At 68.1% G+C, this 17,341-nt stretch carries 17 protein-coding genes; 13 read left to right on the forward strand and 4 right to left on the reverse strand.

Features of this window, described 5'->3' with window-relative positions; genetic code table 11:
* Window positions 1–39: 39 nt before the first annotated feature.
* The 12 genes from PHA29_RS08850 to PHA29_RS08905 all read left to right on the forward strand — a co-directional run bounded on the left by PHA29_RS08850 (window position 40) and on the right by PHA29_RS08905 (window position 11,777).
* Window positions 40–2,172, forward strand: a complete 2,133-nt coding sequence (locus tag PHA29_RS08850; protein ID WP_270849239.1) for a ribonuclease R family protein — start codon at window positions 40–42, stop codon at window positions 2,170–2,172.
* Window positions 2,173–2,200: 28 nt separating this feature from the next.
* A complete protein-coding gene (locus PHA29_RS08855) occupies window positions 2,201–3,091 on the forward strand; it encodes a tetratricopeptide repeat protein (RefSeq protein WP_270849240.1) in 891 nt (296 codons plus the stop codon).
* A complete protein-coding gene (gene smpB / locus PHA29_RS08860) occupies window positions 3,084–3,554 on the forward strand; it encodes an SsrA-binding protein SmpB (protein ID WP_270405431.1) in 471 nt (156 codons plus the stop codon). Before PHA29_RS08855 ends, smpB begins: the two co-directional genes overlap by 8 nt.
* A 116-nt stretch (window positions 3,555–3,670) precedes the next feature.
* The gene (locus tag PHA29_RS08865; RefSeq protein ID WP_270405430.1) at window positions 3,671–4,174 is read left to right on the forward strand and encodes a flavin reductase family protein; all 504 of its coding nucleotides are present in this window, start codon (window positions 3,671–3,673) and stop codon (window positions 4,172–4,174) included.
* Window positions 4,175–4,423: 249 nt separating this feature from the next.
* A complete protein-coding gene (locus PHA29_RS08870; RefSeq protein ID WP_066834651.1) occupies window positions 4,424–4,564 on the forward strand; it encodes a rubredoxin-like domain-containing protein in 141 nt (46 codons plus the stop codon).
* Window positions 4,565–4,739: 175 nt separating this feature from the next.
* On the forward strand, window positions 4,740–5,429 hold the full coding sequence (locus PHA29_RS08875) for a Bax inhibitor-1 family protein (protein WP_270405429.1): 690 nt from the start codon (window positions 4,740–4,742) through the stop codon (window positions 5,427–5,429).
* 344 nt (window positions 5,430–5,773) lie between these two features.
* Entirely contained in the window at window positions 5,774–6,931 is a 1,158-nt protein-coding gene (locus tag PHA29_RS08880; RefSeq protein WP_270405428.1) for an ABC transporter substrate-binding protein, read from the forward strand.
* Window positions 6,932–7,018: 87 nt separating this feature from the next.
* The gene (locus PHA29_RS08885) at window positions 7,019–7,909 is read left to right on the forward strand and encodes an ABC transporter permease (RefSeq protein ID WP_270405427.1); all 891 of its coding nucleotides are present in this window, start codon (window positions 7,019–7,021) and stop codon (window positions 7,907–7,909) included.
* Window positions 7,906–8,730 (forward strand): ABC transporter permease, encoded by an 825-nt coding sequence (locus PHA29_RS08890; protein ID WP_270405426.1) that lies wholly within the window; start codon window positions 7,906–7,908, stop codon window positions 8,728–8,730. Before PHA29_RS08885 ends, PHA29_RS08890 begins: the two co-directional genes overlap by 4 nt.
* A gap of 4 nt (window positions 8,731–8,734) precedes the next feature.
* On the forward strand, window positions 8,735–9,778 hold the full coding sequence (locus PHA29_RS08895) for an ABC transporter ATP-binding protein (RefSeq protein ID WP_270405425.1): 1,044 nt from the start codon (window positions 8,735–8,737) through the stop codon (window positions 9,776–9,778).
* Window positions 9,779–9,853: 75 nt separating this feature from the next.
* Window positions 9,854–10,837 carry a CehA/McbA family metallohydrolase domain-containing protein gene (locus tag PHA29_RS08900; RefSeq protein ID WP_270405424.1) on the forward strand — a complete coding sequence of 328 codons (984 nt, stop codon included), beginning with the start codon at window positions 9,854–9,856 and terminating at the stop codon, window positions 10,835–10,837.
* Window positions 10,838–10,937: 100 nt separating this feature from the next.
* A complete protein-coding gene (locus PHA29_RS08905) occupies window positions 10,938–11,777 on the forward strand; it encodes a PHP domain-containing protein (RefSeq protein WP_270405423.1) in 840 nt (279 codons plus the stop codon).
* A gap of 244 nt (window positions 11,778–12,021) precedes the next feature.
* On the opposite strand, the gene PHA29_RS08910 is transcribed toward PHA29_RS08905, so the two are convergent.
* The 4 genes from PHA29_RS08910 to PHA29_RS08925 all read right to left on the reverse strand — a co-directional run bounded on the left by PHA29_RS08910 (window position 12,022) and on the right by PHA29_RS08925 (window position 15,521).
* Window positions 12,022–12,483 (reverse strand): zinc ribbon domain-containing protein, encoded by a 462-nt coding sequence (locus tag PHA29_RS08910; protein ID WP_270405422.1) that lies wholly within the window; start codon window positions 12,481–12,483, stop codon window positions 12,022–12,024.
* 180 nt (window positions 12,484–12,663) lie between these two features.
* Window positions 12,664–12,936, reverse strand: coding sequence for a metal-sensing transcriptional repressor (locus PHA29_RS08915; RefSeq protein WP_270405421.1), 273 nt, complete (start codon window positions 12,934–12,936; stop codon window positions 12,664–12,666).
* A 5-nt stretch (window positions 12,937–12,941) separates the two neighbouring features.
* A complete protein-coding gene (locus tag PHA29_RS08920) occupies window positions 12,942–13,163 on the reverse strand; it encodes a heavy-metal-associated domain-containing protein (protein WP_270405420.1) in 222 nt (73 codons plus the stop codon).
* 36 nt (window positions 13,164–13,199) lie between these two features.
* On the reverse strand, window positions 13,200–15,521 hold the full coding sequence (locus tag PHA29_RS08925) for a heavy metal translocating P-type ATPase (RefSeq protein WP_270849243.1): 2,322 nt from the start codon (window positions 15,519–15,521) through the stop codon (window positions 13,200–13,202).
* Window positions 15,522–15,925: 404 nt separating this feature from the next.
* On the opposite strand from PHA29_RS08925, the gene PHA29_RS08930 reads away from it, so the two are divergent.
* The coding region (locus PHA29_RS08930; protein ID WP_270849244.1) for a DEAD/DEAH box helicase at window positions 15,926–17,341 on the forward strand (1,416 nt) is incomplete at its 3' end.

Genomic DNA, 17,341 nt, shown 5'->3' on the forward strand with positions numbered 1-17,341 from the left:
CGACGGGCGCGGGGCGGACGGTTCGGGAAGGGAGGCGCCATGGGGCGCAAGCAGAGGGGCGGCGCACGCCGCCGCGGGCAGGCCGGGCAGCGCGGGCCGCGGCTCACCGGCACCGTGCGGCTCACGGACGCCGGGGCCTTCGTCCGCACCGCCGAGGGCGAGTTCCGCCTCACCCAGCGGGGCGTCCGCGAGGCCATGGCCGGCGACACGGTCACGGTGAGCCTGCACCGCGGGCCGGGCGGGCAGATGCGCGCGGTGGTCGAGGGCGTCCTCGACCGGCGCAGCGTCTCGCTCGTGGGCGCCTACGACGTGGCGGGCCCCCTGGGCGTGGTGCGCCCGCTCGACCGTCGCGGCGGCCAGGACTTCTTCATCCTGCCGCGCGACACCTCCGCCGCCGACAACGGGGTCGCGCCGGGCGACGTGGTGTCGGCGCGCATCGTGAGCTACCCGTCGCGCTACGAGTCGGGGGTCGCGACCATCGAGCGCCGCCTCGGCGGCGCGGACGCGCCGGACCTCGGCATCGCCTGCGTCATGGCCCGCTACGACCTCGAGGACGGCTACCCCCGGGCGACGGTCGACGAGGCGCGCGCCTGCCGCCTCGACGTCGACGGCGCGCTCGCCGACCCGCTGCGCCGCGATATCCGCGACCGGTTCCTGCTCACCGTCGACCCCGTCGACGCGCGCGACTTCGACGATGCGATATCGGTCGAGCGCACGGCGGCGGGCGGGTGGCGCCTGGGCGTGCATATCGCCGACGTCTCCCATTACGTCGCTTGGGACGGCCATATCGACCTCGAGGCCCGGCGCCGCACGACCTCGGTCTACCTCGCCGACCGCGTGCTGCCGATGCTGCCCGAGGAGCTCTCGTGCGACCTGTGCTCGCTGCGCCCCGGGGTCGACCGCCTCGCCGTCACGGTCGATGCGGAGCTCGACCGCCGCGGGCGGGTCCGGGGCTTCTCCGTGTATCCGAGCGCGATCCGCTCGCGCGTGCGCCTGGACTACGACGCGGTCGACGCCCTGCTGGCGCTCGACGACACCGACGGGGGCCGGGGCGGGCGCGAGGCCGCGGCGCCCGGGGATGCCGGGGACGGCGCCCTGGCGCGCGGGGAGGCGGCCGTCCGCACGGCCCGCGCCGCCGGGGAGGACCTGGGGGCGTTCCTGCGCGAGGCGGACGCCCTCGCCTCCGCGCGCCGTCGCGTCCGGCGCGCCCGCGGCGCCATCGACTTCGAGACCGTCGAGGTCCATGCCCTGCTCGACGCCGACGGCGAGCCGGAGCGGATCGTCGCGCGCGAGCGGACCCGCGCGACCTCCCTCGTGGAGGAGGCGATGCTCGTGGCGAACGAGTGCGTGGCGCGCTGGCTCGCCGACCGCGGGCTCGACGCCGCCTACCGCGTGCACGAGCGCCCGTCCGCCGACGAGCTGGCGGACGCGACGGCGACCCTCGTCGAGATCGGCGCCGTCGACCGCGCCCTGTCCGCGCGCATCCGCGAGGGCGATCCCGCGGCGATCGAGGAGGCCGTGGAGCGGGCGCACGGGACGCGGTTCGCCCCGCTGGTGAACGCCCTGCTGCTGCGCGCCATGCAGCGCGCCGTCTACCGCCCCCGCAACCTCGGGCACTACGCCCTCGGCGCGACGGCGTACTGCCATTTCACGAGCCCCATCAGGCGCTACCCCGACCTGCTCGTCCACCGCGAGCTCAAGGCGCGGCTCGCCTCCGAGCGCCTGGGCGCCCCCCGGGCGCGGGAGCGGGCCCGCGCGCTCACGGGCGTCGGCGACCAGGCGCTCGCGCGCATCCTCCCGCAGCTCTGCCGCGACGCGAGCGCGAAGGAGCGCACGGCGGACGCCGCCGCCCACGCATCCCAGAAGGTGATGGTCGCCCGCTACTACGCCGGGCGGGTGGGGGAGCGCTTCTCCGGCTCGGTCTCGTGGATCGACCGGATGGGCGCCTTCGTGCGGCTGGACGACACCTCCGCCGAGGGGCTCGTCCGCCTGTCCGACCTCGGCGGGGACGAGTGGTGGGAGCTCGACGAGGAGCGGCTCCAGCTGACCGGGGCGTCCTCGGGCCGCCTCATCGCGCTGGGGACCCGCGTCGTGGTCGAGGTCGTCCGCGCCGACGCCGTGCGCGGGCACCTCGATCTCGCGCTCGTGCACGCGAGCCGTGCGCTACACTGATACGACATCTCGAGACCCGGGAGGAACCGTGGATCTACCCGTTACCGAACGCGATATCGCCCAAGCCGAGGGCTATCTGGCCGCCGGCGACTACGACGGAGCCGCCCCGCTTCTGGAGCGGCTCGTCGAGCTCGCCGAGGAGTACATCGACGCCGAGTGCAGGACCGCCGACGACGTGCAGTACTTCAGCTTCGCTGACGCCTTCGAGCGCCTGGCGTACCGCCGCGTTGAGCGCGACCCGCGCCGGCTCGTGCAGGTGGGCGCCCCCTTCGACCGCCTCTACGCGGCGCTCGCCTTCGCCTACATCGTCCAGCAGGACTACGTCAGCGCGCGCAACGCGCTGGCGCAGGCCGTGCGCTGGAACCCCATGAACTGCGCCTACCGCCTCGACCTCGCCGAGCTCTACCGGGCTCTGGACGATGTCCGGGAGTGGGCGGCGCTCAGCCATTCGGTGATCGAGCGCGCCTCCGACGCGCGCTCCGCCGCCCGCGCCTACGCCAACCTCGGGGAGTTCTTCCTCGATGCGCACAACGCCCTCACGGCCTCCGGCTGCCTGCGGACCGCGCGCCGCCTCGCCGCCGGCGACCCGCGCGTGACGGCGCTCGCCGAGCGCATGTCCGCGGAGCGCCCCGAGGCGGCCGAGGCGTCCGACGAGGAGGCCGCCGCCGAGCTCGCCGCCCAGGGCGTCGATGCGTCCCCGTCCGCCGACGTGGCCATCTGCCTGCTCATGTGCGCGTCGGACGCCGCGCAGGCGGGGGACCGCGACGAGGCGGCGCGCCTCACCGTCCGCGCGCGCGGGCTGGTGGGCGAGGACGCCTGCCGGGCGCTCGTGCAGCTGATCCGCGAGTCCGACGCCGAGCTCGCCCGCGAGCAGGGCGCCGGCGCGCCCGCCGAGGGGGAGGAGGGCGCCGATGCCTAGCCGCAGGGAGCGCAAGACCATCGCCAAGAACCGCTCCGCCCGCCATGAGTACTTCATCGAGGAGACCTTCGAGTGCGGCATCGTGCTCTCGGGGACCGAGGTGAAGAGCCTGCGGGAGCGCGCCTGCCAGATCACCGACACCTTCGCGCTCATCCGCGGCGGCGAGTGCTGGCTCGTGGGCGTGCACATCCATCCCTACAGCCACGGGTCGATCTTCAACCGCGACCCCGACCGGCGCCGCAAGCTGCTGCTTCACCGCAGGCAGATCGACTACCTGGACGGCAAGCTCCGCAACCGCGGCTACGCCCTGGTCCCGCTGGAGCTGTACTTCGACGACAACGGCCGCGTCAAGCTCTCGCTCGGGCTCGGTCGCGGCAAGAAGCTGTACGACAAGCGCGAGGACATGGCGCGGCGCGACATGCAGCGCGAGATCGACCGCGCGCTCAAGGAGCGCAGCCGCTAGGCCCGCGCCGGCGCCTGCCGTCAGCCGAGCGCCCGCGCCGGGGACGGCTCCTTATGCTACCCTCGATGGTTGGACGAGGCGCCGCTCCGGCGCCTCATGTAAGAGGGGAGCATCCCATGGATCTGACCGCCCTGTTCAAGATGACCTACGGCCTGTACGTCGTCTCCGCCGAGGCCGACGGGCAGAAGGCCGGCTGCATCATCAACACCGCCACCCAGGTGACGGCCGAGCCGCCGCGCATGATGGTCGCGGTGCACAAGGACAACGTCACCACCGGCGTGATCGCGAAGGCGGGCGCCTTCACCGTCACCGCGCTCGACATGACCGCCGACATGCCCTACATCGGCAACTTCGGGTTCCGCTCGAGCGCCGGCTACGATAAGTTCGAGAAGTACGGCTGCGAGACCTCCGAGGTCGGCAGCCCCTATTCGCCCGAGCACGCCTGCGCGCTGTACGCCTGCCGGGTCGTCGACACCGTGGACGCGGGCACGCATCTGCTGTTCATCGGCGACGTGGTCGACGCGCGGAAGCTCTCGGACGCCGAGCCGCTCACCTATGCGTACTACCACGCGGTGCTGAAGGGCAAGACGCCGCCCAAGGCGTCGAGCTACCAGGGGTAGGAGGTCGCGCCGTCCAACCCCGCCCCGCCCCCGGTGCCGCCGCGATCCCTGCGCCCCGCCCCGCCGTCCCGCGTCGTCGTCCGGGGTGCCGCCGACGCCGCCCCCGGCCCGTCCGCACGTCCCCGCCGGAATTGATACTGAGATTGTGTCCTATTTGCGGAGAGCGGGTGCCGGCGGAATTGTCGGTCTGAATCGCCCGCGGGCGGATATACTAGCCATAGGTTCATCGCCAACGAAAGGATTCCTACCATGGCTGACGAGAAGAAGTATAAGTTCGTGTGCGTCGTGTGCGGCTACGAGGTCGAGGTCGATACGCCCGAGCTGCCCGAGGATTACGTCTGCCCCGTCTGCGGCGTCGGTCCCGATCAGTTTGAGCTCGTCGAGGAGTAACCTGGCGCAGTCGATCGGATGCGCTTAGTCGAGCGGGTCTCGCGCGGGATTGCGTGGGGCCCGCTCGCGTTAAAAACGCCGACCTTGCGTGCTCGTGCGGCCTTGGAGACGTGGAGGCCGCCGTGTTCGGCGACGGCGAGGGCCGCGCAGACGGCATCGAAGGGAAAGGTCCGATATGAACGAGATCAATGGCGATATCGCTTCTGTCCGTGTCGGGCAGAGCGCGGGGCGGCTTATCGGGCCGCGTGCCTACAACCTCATCTTCTCCGGGCTTATCTTCGCGGGACTGTCCGTGATGAGTCTGGGCTTTTACCTCGTGAAGATGCCGGGGTTCGAAACGTGGATAACCGTCTACGTCCATCCGTACATGATCTGCTCGTTTGTCGGCATCATCGCGGGCATCATACTCATGAACGTCGCGGTCAAGCGCCAGGCCGTTGTGCGCTCCCTGATCGGCTTCGCGCTCTTCGTCGGCGCGTTTGGCGCCACCCTTTCCCTGTTGGCCTTGGTGTATGACATGGAGGTCATCAACTCCGCCCTCTTCGCGACAGCGGTCATCACCGTCGTGTTCGGAGCGTTGGGAGTCGCGTTTCCACGGGTCTTCCAACGCATCGTGGGCGTTTTGAGCGTAAGCCTGCTCGCGCTCCTCGTCGTGCAGATGGTCACGATGTTCATGGGTATGGACCAGACGTGGCTGGACATAGCGGTCGTGGTGGTGTTCTGCGGTTTCATCGGCTATGACATGCACGCGGCGACCTCCGTCGCCCCCACCGTCCCCAACGCGGTGTTCATGGCGTGCAACCTGTTTTTGGATATCGTGAACGTATTCACCCGTCTCGTTCGGATCTTAGGAGACGACCGGTAACGTATCGGCAGGACATGAAGGTCGGTGTGAAATGCGGCCCTTGCATCCCCGCGGTGCAAGGGCCGCATTTTCATGCCGATCCTTCGGCTCGATTCGAGGTCGCCCGTAAGGATTCCATATCGCGCGCGTCAAGGCCGGGGCATGGAAGTAAGCGTTTACGCACCTTTGGTTATGCGCGTGCAAGGGATGCCTCGCGCGCGGCATGCGCGCCCGGTTCGCTCGCTATAGTGGCCGAGGTCCCGCGCACGGCAGGTTCTCGAGCGTGATGTATCGCCGGGATCGCCCGCCCGATCGGTGTCGGTACCCCGTGCGCATTGATTCGAAGAGGAGATTGGAGATCATCCATGGATAGGGACACGGTCGTTCGCGCGGCGATGGAGCGCGGTATGTCGCGCAGGCAGTTCTTCGCGATGCTGGCGGGTGCCGCCGGGCTTGCCGCCACGGCGAGCATCGGGCTTGCCGGCTGCAGCGAGGGCGGCGAGGTCGTGGAGGAAGTCGACTACAACAGCATGTCGCTCGACGAGATCATCGCGCAGGCCCAGAAGGAGGGCGAGGTCAACTCGGTCGGCATGCCCGACACCTGGGCCAACTGGGTCGAGACCTGGGAGGACCTCGAGGCTGAGTACGGTATCGCCCATACCGACCAGGACATGTCCTCCGCTGAGGAGATCGCCATGTTCAAGCAGGAGGGCGCCGACGGCACCAAGGATATCGGCGACGTGGGGCAGCAGTGGGGCCCGACCGCCGAAGAGGAAGGCGTCACCCTCAAGTATAAGACCAGCTACTGGGATGAGATCCCCGATTGGGCCAAGGATGATGATGGCGACTGGGTGGTCGGCTATTACGGCACCATGTCCTTCATCGCCAACGACGAGCAGGTCCCACAGGCGCCCACGAGCTACCAGGATATCCTCGATGGCGACTACAAGGTGACCATCGGCGATGTCGTCGCCGGCGCCTCCTCGCAGTACGCCGTGCTCGCTGCCGCGTATGCTCTGGGTGGAGGCATCGACGACATGCAGCCCGCCTATGACTTCCTGACTCAGCTCGCCGAGGCAGGGCGCCTCGACACCGGCGATCCCTCCATCGCGCGCCTTGAGAGCGGCGAGATCGCGGTCGCCCTGCACTGGGATTACAACACCATGAACTATCGTGCCCAGATCCTCGAGAACAATCCGGACGCTTCCTTCACGGTGACGATTCCGCAGGATGCCAGCGTGCGCTCGGGCTACTGCACCATCATCAACAAGTATGCGCCGCATCCTGCCGCCGCGTGCTTGGCCCGCGAGTACATCCTGTCCGACGAGGGCCAGATCAACCTCGCCCGCGGTTTCGCGACCCCGATCCGCAACGTCGAGCTTCCCGAGGACGTCAAGGCCCTCCACCTCGATGACGCCGCCTACGGCGACAACGTCGTGGATGTCGACAACGACAAGTGGACCGGCGTGTGCGAGGAGCTCATCACCTGGTATCAGGAGAACATCATCCCGATGATCGGCTGAGCATAACAAACACTTTCTGCCCGTGACGCGGGGCGGCTTCGCCGGCTGTCCCGCGTCACGGTGTCCTGTTGGCAAAGGAGGTCGTACATGGCGACATCTTCCAGCGCAGGCTCCCCGGCCAAGACATCGATGCGCCGCACGTGGTTCGGGTACGCCGCGCTCATACCGTTTGCACTCGTGGTCATCGCCTACGAGTTCCTACCCTTGGCGCAGATCCTGATCGATAGCCTGATCGGCAAGGAGTCCGGCGCTCCCGGTCTCGAGAACTTCATCAAGATCTTCACGACGCCGCTGTACCAGCAGTCCATTTGGAACAGCGTCTGGATCAGCCTGCTGTCCGCCGTCGTCGGCATCGCGGTGGCGTTTCTGGCCGCCCGCTTCGCCTATGAGTCGAGCGCGCGCGTGCGGGGCGCCTTCACGCTCATCCTCAACATGATGTCGAATTTCTCCGGCGTGCCGCTGGCCTTCGCCTTCATGGTGCTCATGGGTAATTCCGGTGTGCTCACCATCATGGGGCGCAGCTGGGGCATTCCGTTTTTGGCCGACTTCGATCTGTACGGCAGCCAGGGCCTCGTGATCCTGTATATCTACTTCCAGATTCCGCTGGCGACCTTGCTGCTTCTACCGGCGTTTTCCGGTATACGCAAGGAATGGCGCGAGGCGGCGACCATACTCAAGGCGAGCTCAATCGACTATTGGGTCAAGATCGTCGTTCCGAATCTCATGCCCTCCATCCTGGGCACGCTGTCGGTGCTGTTCTCCAACGCACTTGCCGCCTATGCGACCGCTTTCGCGCTCGTCATGAACAACTTCGCCCTGCTGCCCCTGCAGATCACATCGAAGTTCAAAGGCGATGTCCAAGTGGACGCCGCGACGGGCAGCGCCCTTGCCGTCGTGCTCATCCTGCTCATGGTCGCCTGCACGCTCATCAACAACCACTTCACCAAGCGCGCCGCGAAAGGTCGTGAGATCGTATGAGTGCCAATGTCAAGCGCAAGACGTGCAACGAGAGCACCTCGCTCGGTGCCAAGATCTTCCTTGGTGCTGTGGGGCTGTACCTTCTGATCCCGTTTCTCGTGACGTTCGTCTACTCGCTATTCGTGGAGTGGACCGACATCCTTCCCTCCGGTTTCACCCTGCGCAACTATATCGAGCTGTTCGGCAATGCGACCTTCTGGGCCTCCATCGGCCGCACGCTTGTGCTGTGCTTTGCGAGCGTCATCATCACGATCGTGCTGTTGCTGCTTGCGATGTACGCGGTCGTCGCGATCAACCGCAGGCTCGGCAACGTCATGCAATTCATCTGCATGATTCCCTACGCGCTGCAGGGCGTGATCCTGTCCATCGGCATCATCTCCCTGTACACGGGCACGGGGACCATCCTGTCCAACCGCATGGTGATGCTGTTCGGCGCCTACGCTATCCTCGTTTTGCCCTATATCTACCAGGGCATTCGCAACGCGCTCAACGCCATCGACGCGGAGATGCTCATTCAGGCGGCGGAGATGCTCGGATGCGGGCGCTTCCGTGCCTACGTGCAGGTGGTCCTGCCCAACATCGTCTCGGGAATCCTCGTCTCGAGCTTGCTTGCCGAAAGCATCATCTTCGGCGACTTCGTGCTCGCCAACAACATCGCGGGCACCAACTACCAAAACATCCAGGTGTTCCTGCAGGCCAACATGGATACCTCGAGCGGTCTTTCGAGCGCGATCGTCGTCATCATCTTCCTGGTGGTGGGCGCGGTGACCGCTTTGGTCCTCAAGCTGCAGAGCGGCGCGCGGAAAAGCGAGAAGGAGTAGCGCAATGTCTTATATCGAGTTCAAAAACGTGGTGAAGCGCTTCGGCGACAACACCGTCCTCGACCACATCGATTTCGGGATCGAGAAGGGCGATCTGGTGACGCTGCTCGGCCCCTCGGGATGCGGTAAATCCACGTTGCTGCGCTGCCTGTCCGGCCTGGAGGCGGTCAGCGAGGGGCAGATCATCCTCAACGGGCGCGACATCACCGGCGTGCCGGCGTCCAAGCGCAACATCGGCATGGTCTTTCAGCAGTACAGCCTGTTTCCCAACATGACGGTGGAGCAAAACATCGCCTTCGGCCTCAAGATGCAAAAGGCGGACCCTGCCGTCATCGAGAAGCGGGTCCAAGAGGCCATCGCGATGGTCGAGCTCACCGGCAAGGAGCGCTCCTATCCCGCGAATCTGTCCGGCGGCCAGCAGCAGCGCGCCGCCCTTGCGCGCTCGATCGTGACCGAGCCCGACGTCCTGCTGCTCGACGAGCCCCTCTCGGCGATCGACGCCAAGCTGCGCCGCGCCCTGCAGAGCCGTATCCGCGAGATTCAGCAGGAGCTGGGGCTCACGACGATCTTCGTCACCCACGATCAGGACGAGGCCATGGTCATGTCCGATGTGATCCAGCTGTTCCATGCCGGCCGCATCGAGCAGGCGGGCAGCCCGGTGCAGGTCTACACGAACCCCGTGTCGGAGTTCGCGGCGAGTTTCATCGGTAGCTACAACCTGCTTCGCGCCGACGAGTTCCGCGCGCTCACGGGCGATATGGCTGACGATGGGCGCGTGGTGGCGATCCGCCCTGAGACGATCGGCATCTCCGCCGAGCCGCCGATCGACGACGCGGCCTATGTCGCCGAGGCGACCGTGGTGCGCAGCGTGCCCCGCGGCAACGTCTTGCGCTACACGCTCGATGCGTCGGGCGTGGAGTTTCGCGTCGACACCCTGTTTCGCAGCTTCCACCTGTTCGACGACGGCGAGCGCGTCTTCGTCGCGATTCCCAAGCACGACTGCCTGCACATTCCCGCAGAGGCGGCCCATGCGCGCGCGGCGGCGTAACCGTCGGGCGACCCCATCCCTTCGCGCCCGTCGGGACGCTTACTTCCGGCGGGCGCCTGTCGACGAGGAGCGACCATGATCGACGATCAGATCGGCCTGCCCCAGGGCACCAATCGCTATAAAGGCAACCTGCATGCCCATTCCACCGTTTCGGATGGGCGCCTGACGCCCGCCGAAGTGGTCGCGGATTTCCGAGCGCACGGCTATCAGTTCCTGTGCCTTTCCGAGCACGATGTGTTCACCGACCTCTCGGGCGAGTTCGACCGCGACGATTTCATCGTGTTGCCCGGCATCGAGGCGTCGGCGTATCTGTATGCCGACGGCACGGACGGCAGATGCGCTCGCATGCGCTGCCACCATATGCACGGCATTCTGGGGACCGACGAGATGGTCGCCGCCGCGCCGGCGCACTTCGAGCACATGGAGCGCCTGGAGCCCATCGTGCGCCATGGCGCCTGGGACGGGCTGTCTGTTGCCCGCGCCTTGCGCGACGAGCTGACGCGCCGCGGCTGCGCCGTGATGTACAACCATCCCATCTGGAGCCGGATCGAACCCGAGGATATTCTGGGTCTCGACGGCGTCTTCGGTATCGAGGTGTTCAACTACGACACCGTGAACGAAGGCGGCGATGGAGCGGACACCGTCTATTGGGACCTGCTGCTGCGGCGCGGCGTCGCGGTGGGCGGCGTCGCATCCGACGACAGCCACCACGTCACCTCCTTCGACGATGTGTTCGGGGGATGGGTCGTCGTATGCGCCGCGGAGCTCACCCGCGACGCGGTCGTGCGCGCCCTGATGGCGGGGGAGTACTATGCATCCAGCGGGCCGTCGATCGAGGGGTTCGGTGTCCGCGAGGGCGCGCTGTGGGTCGATTGCAGCCCCTGCGAGCGCGTGACCATGGTGGCGGGCGGCCCCATCGGCGGCAACCGCACCGTGATCGCGCCCGACGGCGGCGCGATCGAGCGTGCGGAGTTCAGGCTGTCCGGATGCGAGACGTACGTTCGGCTCGAATGCACCGATGCGTCCGGCAAGACCGCTTGGACCAACGCCCTCCGATAGTCCACCGCACGGTACAATCGGTGCGATGCAACTTCACGCGTCGCGATGGACGCTGCGGCCGGTGTCCCTCGCGACGTGCATGCTTTGAATCGAGGTTTTCATGACTGGTCCGTTGCCCGCCCGATCCATCGTCGATACCCATTCGCACACGCGGTTTTCCGACGGGGTCGGCACGTTTATGGAAAATGCTGACGCCGCCGTGCGGGCTGGGTGCGCCGTGATGGTCGCCACGGACCATCTCACGCTCCCGTGCGCCATGGATCCCGAAGGCGAGGTGCAGGTCGTCGAGGGCGAGCTCGCCGCGCATCGGGCGGCCTTCGACGAGGCGGCGGCCTCCCATCCCGAGCTCGAATATATCTACGGTTTCGAATGCGACTGGTACGAGGGCTGCGAGGACTACATCCGCCGTTGGAGCGCGGGTGCGCAGGTGCGCCTGGGCAGCGTGCACTGGCTGGGGCCGATCGATGGCGGCGCGTGGATCGACGATGCGAGCAATCTTGGTATCTGGCGCGAGCTCGGGTCCGACGAGGTGTGGCGTCGCTACACCGCCGCGTGGTGCCGCGCCTGTTCGTGCGAGCTGTTCGACACCATGGCCCATCCCGATCTGGCGATGCGCTTTGCCAACGAGGGCTTCGCGCCGACGATTGATCTGCGCCCGCTTTGGGACGAGATGGCGGCCTGCGCCCATGACACGGGCAAGCGGGTCGAGCTCTCGACTGCCGGCTGGCGCAAGGGCGTGGGGGATTACTATCCCGCGCAGGGCCTGCTTGAGCGGTTTTTGCACGCAGGCGTGCCTATCACGGTGGGGTCCGACGGCCATGTGCCCGGCGATATCTGCGACGGGATCGCGGAAGCCTATGACCATGCCGCGCGCACGGGCTATCGCGCTATCGAGGTGCCCCGTGCCGACGGCTCGTGGGAGGCCATGCCGATCGTCTAGGACGGCTTTCATCCGCGCCGCCCCTCGCGCCAGGACCGCGCGAGGGGCGGCGCGGATCCGTCTGGGGCGCCGGGGTCGCTGCGAACAGGGCGGGGCAAAGGCCCCGCGCCTTGCGCGCCACAGCTGGTGCCATGGCGTGGGTGTGGGGTCGGCCGCAGCTGCGCGCCCAGGAGACGGGTCGCATGGAAAACGGGCGCCCGAAGGCGCCCGTACAAGGTCATGCGATGCGGTTGTCGACGGCGCTCTACGAGCGCTTCTCCACCTTCGTGCCGCACTTGGGGCAGGTGACGCGGATACGGCCCTTGCCGCGGGGCACGGACAGGAGCTGACCGCAGTTCTTGCACTTGAAGTACATCGTGGTCTTGCGGTTCTCCCACATGGTCTGCGCGGTGCGCTTCTTGCGGTCGAAGCTGGAGGTGCCAGGTGCCGCGCCGCCCTGAGGGCGAGCATCGCGCGCTCCGGCGCCGCGCACGCCGGCGAGCGGCGTTTTGGCGAGCAGGTCGCAAAACGCGTCGTTTTCGCGCTCGCGGGCGGCGACGTTAGTCGAGAACGCGCGGAGGAGCGCGACGATCACCGCGACGAGCGCGATCCAGCCGAGCCAGGAGACGGAGAAGATCGACCCGATGAGCGCGAGCACCATGCTCGCGCCTCCCAGGGTGGTGGTGAGTTCGTCCACGCCACGGCGGCCGTTCATAAAGTCGTTCATAGCTACGAGCCTCGATTCTAAGCAGTCAGTCGAACAGGCAGCATTTTACCCGTTTCCTCGGCGCCGCGCACAGCCAAGGGCGCGAGAGCCATAAGTTTTCGGGAAAACGCGCCGCTTCCGTGCCGTCTGCGCCGACGACGCACGTCCTATGGGCGGACGTCGGCCGACGGCGCGCCGCCGTCACTTGGCGAGCTTCTCGATGATCATCTCGATCTCGGCGAGCTTGGCGTCCTGTTCGCCCTCGTCTCCTGTCTCCATGGCCGAGCGTACGCACCCCTCGACATGCGCTTTGAGCACGTCGGCGTTGATGCGCGCGAGCAGCGATTCGGTCGCCATGAGCTGGGTGGAGATGTCGATGCAGTAGCGATCGTCCTCAACCATGCGCAGGATGCCGTCGATCTGCCCGCGGGCGGTTTTGAGCAGGCGCGTCACGCGCTCGTGGTCCGCCATCATGGCTGCTACGCGACCTTGATCTCGACGACCTTGAAGCTGTCGCCCGCGCCCTCGATCGCGGCGGCGAGCTGCTCGGGGGTGACGCTGTCTTCGCACGTGACCTCCACGACGTTCACCTCGTGGTCGGCGTCGGCGTCGGTCACGCCGGCGACGTTCAGCAGGGCGCTCTCGACGGCGGCGTCGCAGTGGCCGCAGTGCAGGCCCTCGGTCTTGATGGTGTAGTTCACGGTATATCTCCTTTCCTGGGGGAGCTTCGTTCGCTCCTATTGTTGCATATCGGTCGATGTGGGGCGAAACCCGCGCAGGCGCAGGGCGTTGCTCACGACGCAGACGCTCGACAGGCTCATGGCGGCGGCCCCGAACATGGGCGAGAGCTGCCAGCCGAGCACGGGATACAGGACGCCGGCGGCAAGCGGGATGCCCAAGCTGTTGTAGAACAGCGCCCAGAACAGATCCTGCTTGATGTTGCGGATGACCGCGCGCGACAGCTCGATGGCGCGCGCGACGTCGAGCAGGTCGCTGTGCATGAGCACGACGTCCGCGCCCTTCTTGGCGACGTCGGCGCCCGCGCCGATGGCGAGGCCCACGTCGGCGCGGGCGAGGGCGGGCGAATCGTTGATGCCGTCTCCCACCATGGCGACCACGTGGCCCGCCGCCTGGAGGTCGCGCACATGGCGCTCCTTGTCTGCCGGCATCACGTCGGCGACGACGTCGTCAAGCCCCACGCGCCGCGCGATGGCGTCGGCCGTCGTGCGGTTGTCTCCGGTGAGCATGATCGCGTGGACGCCGAGGTGCCCGAGCGTCCCGATGGCGGCGGGGCTCGTGGGCTTGATCTCGTCCGCCACGGCGATCGTGCCGACGAGCTCGCCGTTTTTCGCGAAGAACAGCGGCGTCTTCCCGTCGCGCGCGAACGCCTCGAGCTGCGTGCGGTCGATGTCGATGCCAAGCTCGGCCATAAGCTGCGCGTTGCCGGCGGCGATGGGATTCGCCCCCTCGCGCGCGGTGACGCCGCGTCCCGGCACGGCGGCGAAGTCCGACACGGGGCGCGCGACGATGCCGCGCTCGTCCGCCGCGGCCATGATCGCCTCAGCGAGCGGGTGCTCGCTCGACCGCTCGAGCGCGGCGGCAAGCTTCAGCAGCTGCTTCTCGCTCAGGGTGCGACCGTCGGCGCGGACGGCGGGCAGGATGTCGGTCACGGCGGGGCGTCCCTGCGTGACCGTGCCAGTCTTATCGAGCACGACCACGTCCACCTTGTGCAGGTTCTCGAGGGCCTCGGCGCTCTTGAACAAAACGCCCATCTCGGCGCCCTTACCGGTGCCGACCATGATGGCCACGGGCGTGGCGAGCCCGAGCGCGCAGGGGCAGCTGATGACCACGACGGCGACGCCGGCGGTGAGCGCCTCGTTGACGTCGGCGGTCAGGGCCATCCAGACGATGAACGTGACGAGCGCGATGAGCAGCACGGCGGGCACGAAGACCGCGGCGACCTTGTCGGCCAAACGCGAGATGGGGGCCTTCGTGGCGTTTGCGTCCTCCACGAGCTGGATGATCCTGGCGAGGCTCGTGTCGGCTCCCACGCGCGTCGCGCGGAAGGTGAACGAGCCGGTGCGGTTGATGGTTGCGGCGTGCACGGTGTCGCCGGGGCTCTTCTCCTGGGGAATGGACTCGCCGGTGAGCGCGCTCTCGTCGATGGCCGAGATGCCCTCGAGCACCACGCCATCGACGGGCACCGCCTCGCCCGGACGAACGCGCACGGTTTGGCCGACCTGGATGGCATCCGCGTCCACCGTCTGCTCGCTGCCGTCGTCGGCGACGACGCAGGCGGTCTTGGGCGCGAGGTCGATGAGCGCCTCGATGGCGGACCCCGTCTTGGACTTCGAGCGGATCTCCAGGTACTTGCCCACGGTCACGAGCGTCAGGATGGTGCCGGCGCTCTCCAGGTAGAGGTTGTCCATGGCGGTCGCCGCGGCGCCGTGCACATCGCCGCAGGCGAGCTGATCGGCCATGACGAACATGGCGTACACCGACCAGGCGACGCTTGCCGCGGCGCCGATGGCGATGAGCGCGTCCATGGTGGGGGCGCGGTGCGCGAGCGATTTAAAGCCGTTGATGAAGTACGCGCGGTTTACGTACAGGATGGGCAGCAGCAGCAAGAACATGGTGAGCGCGAGCGTCATGGCATGGATGTGGTCGGTAAAGACGCTCGGCAGCGGCCAGCCCAGCATATGGCCCATGCCGATGTAGAACAGCGGGACGAGGAAGGCGATCGAGGCGACGAGGCGCGTCTTCATGGCCTCCGCCGTCGCCTCGAGCTTCTTGGTGGGCGATTCGAGGCGGGCGGCGGGGGCGCCCGGCGCCTCTCCGGGGTCGGCGGAGACAGGGGAGGCCGAGTACCCGGCGCGGTCCACGGCGGCGCAGATGTCATCCGGGCCGAGCTGCCCCTCGTCGTAGTCGACGATCATCGAGCCCGAGAGCAGGTTGACCGAAACCTCCTGGACGCCGGGGAGGCTGCAGACCGCGCGGTCCACATGCGCCTGGCACGCGGCGCAGGTCATGCCCCCCACATCGAACTTCTCATGAGCCATGGCGGCTCCTTTCACGGGTCGCCCTCTCCGGGCGGTGGATGTCCGAGGCCATCATACACCACACCCCCCTGGGGTGTATGGGAAAAGTTGAAACATGTGAACTTCGTGGCGGGGGCGGGTGGGAAAATGGTGCCTGTCACTTTTTTCCCACTGCGGGAAAAAAGTGACAGGCACTAATTTCCCGCTGCGGGAATCGTGGTAATCGGGTGTGTCCACCGCGCGCTCACAGGTTGCGCGGTCGGCGCTCCTATACTACTTCGTCGGCGGGTCCTGCTCCATCGCGTGCGCCCCGGGCCGCATCGGGCGGCCTGCATACGCGAACCGCCCCCTTACAGCACTCGTGATGCGATGACCTCGGCGCTTGGCGCGCCGCCGATGCATCGTGCAGAATGGATATCACCTACATGACTCAGAAGAATCCTGACGCCCGCCTCGAGGACGCCGCCATGGCCGCTGCCGATACGGACGCCGCCGCCGACGCCGCCGGGCGCCCCTCGACGTCCTTCGCGGACCTCGGCCTGTCCGAGACCGTGCTCGCCGCCGTCTCCGACATGGGCTACGAGGCCCCCACCCCGGTCCAGGCCGCCGCGATCCCCGAGGTGCTCGCGGGCCGCGACCTGCTCGCCGCCGCCCAGACCGGCACCGGCAAGACCGCCGCGTTCCTGCTCCCCACCATGGACCGCCTGCCCCATGTTGTCCCGCCCGCCAAGAAGGGCGAGCGCGGCAGGCGCCGTCGCAACGCCGCGCGCGGGCGCGGCCCCTCGATGCTCATCGTCACCCCCACCCGCGAGCTCGCCCAGCAGATCGACGACGTGTGCCGCGCCGTCGCCGCGCGCACGGGGCACGTGGCGGTGACCGTCGTGGGCGGCGTGGGCTACGTCCCCCAGAAGCAGGCGCTCGCCCGCGGCTGCGATATCCTGGTCGCCACCCCCGGCCGCCTCGTGGACCTCATGGAGCAGGGCTCGGCCAACCTCGACGAGGTCTCCGTGCTCGTGCTCGACGAGGCCGACCGCATGCTCGACATGGGCTTCCTGCCGCAGGTGCGCCGGATCGTGGCCGGCTGCCGGGAGCAGCGCCAGACGCTGCTGTTCTCCGCCACCCTCGACGAGGGCCGCGTGGGCGCCATCACCGACCTGGTGCGCGACCCGGCGCGCGTTGAGATCGCGCCCGTGACCTCGACGGCCGACACGGTCGAGCAGTACGTCCTGCCGGTCTCGCGCGATGCCAAGAACGTCGCGCTCACCGCGGTGCTCAAGAAGGAGGGCCCGGAGCGCGCCATCGTGTTCGTGCGGACCAAGCGCCGCGCCGACACCTGCGCGCGCCGCCTCTCCCGCGCGGGCATCACCTGCGGCGCCATCCACGGCGACCGCAGCCAGGCGCAGCGCGAGCGCGCCCTGCGCGACTTCCGCGAGGGGCGGGTCCAGGTGCTCGTGGCCACCGACGTGCTCGCCCGCGGCATCGATATCACGGACGTGCGCTACGTCGTGAACTTCGACGTCCCGGAGGAGCCGACCGACTACATCCACCGCATCGGCCGCACGGGCCGCGCGGGCGAGGAGGGCTGGTCGCTCACGTTCGTGACGGAGGACGACGTGGCGGAGTTCTTCGACATCGAGGCCCTCATGGGCAAGACCGCCGACCTCTACGACGCCGACGGCATCGACACCGGCGACGGCGCCCCCGCGGTCGACCCGGATCGCGTGCCCGCCGCGCACGCCCCCTCCAAGAAGGAGCGGAAGCGCCGCCGGCAGCGCGCGAACAAGGCCCGCGAGCGCGCGCCCCGCACCCGTGAGCCCCGCGAGCGCGCCCCGCGCGCCCGC

Origin of the sequence: Candidatus Collinsella stercoripullorum, assembly GCF_027669965.1 — a bacterium.
In the GTDB taxonomy this organism is placed as follows: Bacteria; Actinomycetota; Coriobacteriia; order Coriobacteriales; family Coriobacteriaceae; genus Collinsella; species Collinsella stercoripullorum.

Coding starts and splice junctions, on each gene's coding strand:
- PHA29_RS08890 (WP_270405426.1), top strand. CDS start 7,906: ATGAGTGCCAATGTCAAGCGCAAGACGTGCAACGAGAGCACCTCGCTC.
- PHA29_RS08880 (WP_270405428.1), top strand. CDS start 5,774: ATGGATAGGGACACGGTCGTTCGCGCGGCGATGGAGCGCGGTATGTCG.
- PHA29_RS08875 (WP_270405429.1), top strand. CDS start 4,740: ATGAACGAGATCAATGGCGATATCGCTTCTGTCCGTGTCGGGCAGAGC.
- PHA29_RS08905 (WP_270405423.1), top strand. CDS start 10,938: ATGACTGGTCCGTTGCCCGCCCGATCCATCGTCGATACCCATTCGCAC.
- PHA29_RS08925 (WP_270849243.1), bottom strand. CDS start 15,521: ATGGCTCATGAGAAGTTCGATGTGGGGGGCATGACCTGCGCCGCGTGC.
- PHA29_RS08900 (WP_270405424.1), top strand. CDS start 9,854: ATGATCGACGATCAGATCGGCCTGCCCCAGGGCACCAATCGCTATAAA.
- smpB (WP_270405431.1), top strand. CDS start 3,084: ATGCCTAGCCGCAGGGAGCGCAAGACCATCGCCAAGAACCGCTCCGCC.
- PHA29_RS08865 (WP_270405430.1), top strand. CDS start 3,671: ATGGATCTGACCGCCCTGTTCAAGATGACCTACGGCCTGTACGTCGTC.
- PHA29_RS08915 (WP_270405421.1), bottom strand. CDS start 12,936: ATGATGGCGGACCACGAGCGCGTGACGCGCCTGCTCAAAACCGCCCGC.
- PHA29_RS08870 (WP_066834651.1), top strand. CDS start 4,424: ATGGCTGACGAGAAGAAGTATAAGTTCGTGTGCGTCGTGTGCGGCTAC.
- PHA29_RS08895 (WP_270405425.1), top strand. CDS start 8,735: ATGTCTTATATCGAGTTCAAAAACGTGGTGAAGCGCTTCGGCGACAAC.
- PHA29_RS08910 (WP_270405422.1), bottom strand. CDS start 12,483: ATGAACGACTTTATGAACGGCCGCCGTGGCGTGGACGAACTCACCACC.
- PHA29_RS08885 (WP_270405427.1), top strand. CDS start 7,019: ATGGCGACATCTTCCAGCGCAGGCTCCCCGGCCAAGACATCGATGCGC.
- PHA29_RS08850 (WP_270849239.1), top strand. CDS start 40: ATGGGGCGCAAGCAGAGGGGCGGCGCACGCCGCCGCGGGCAGGCCGGG.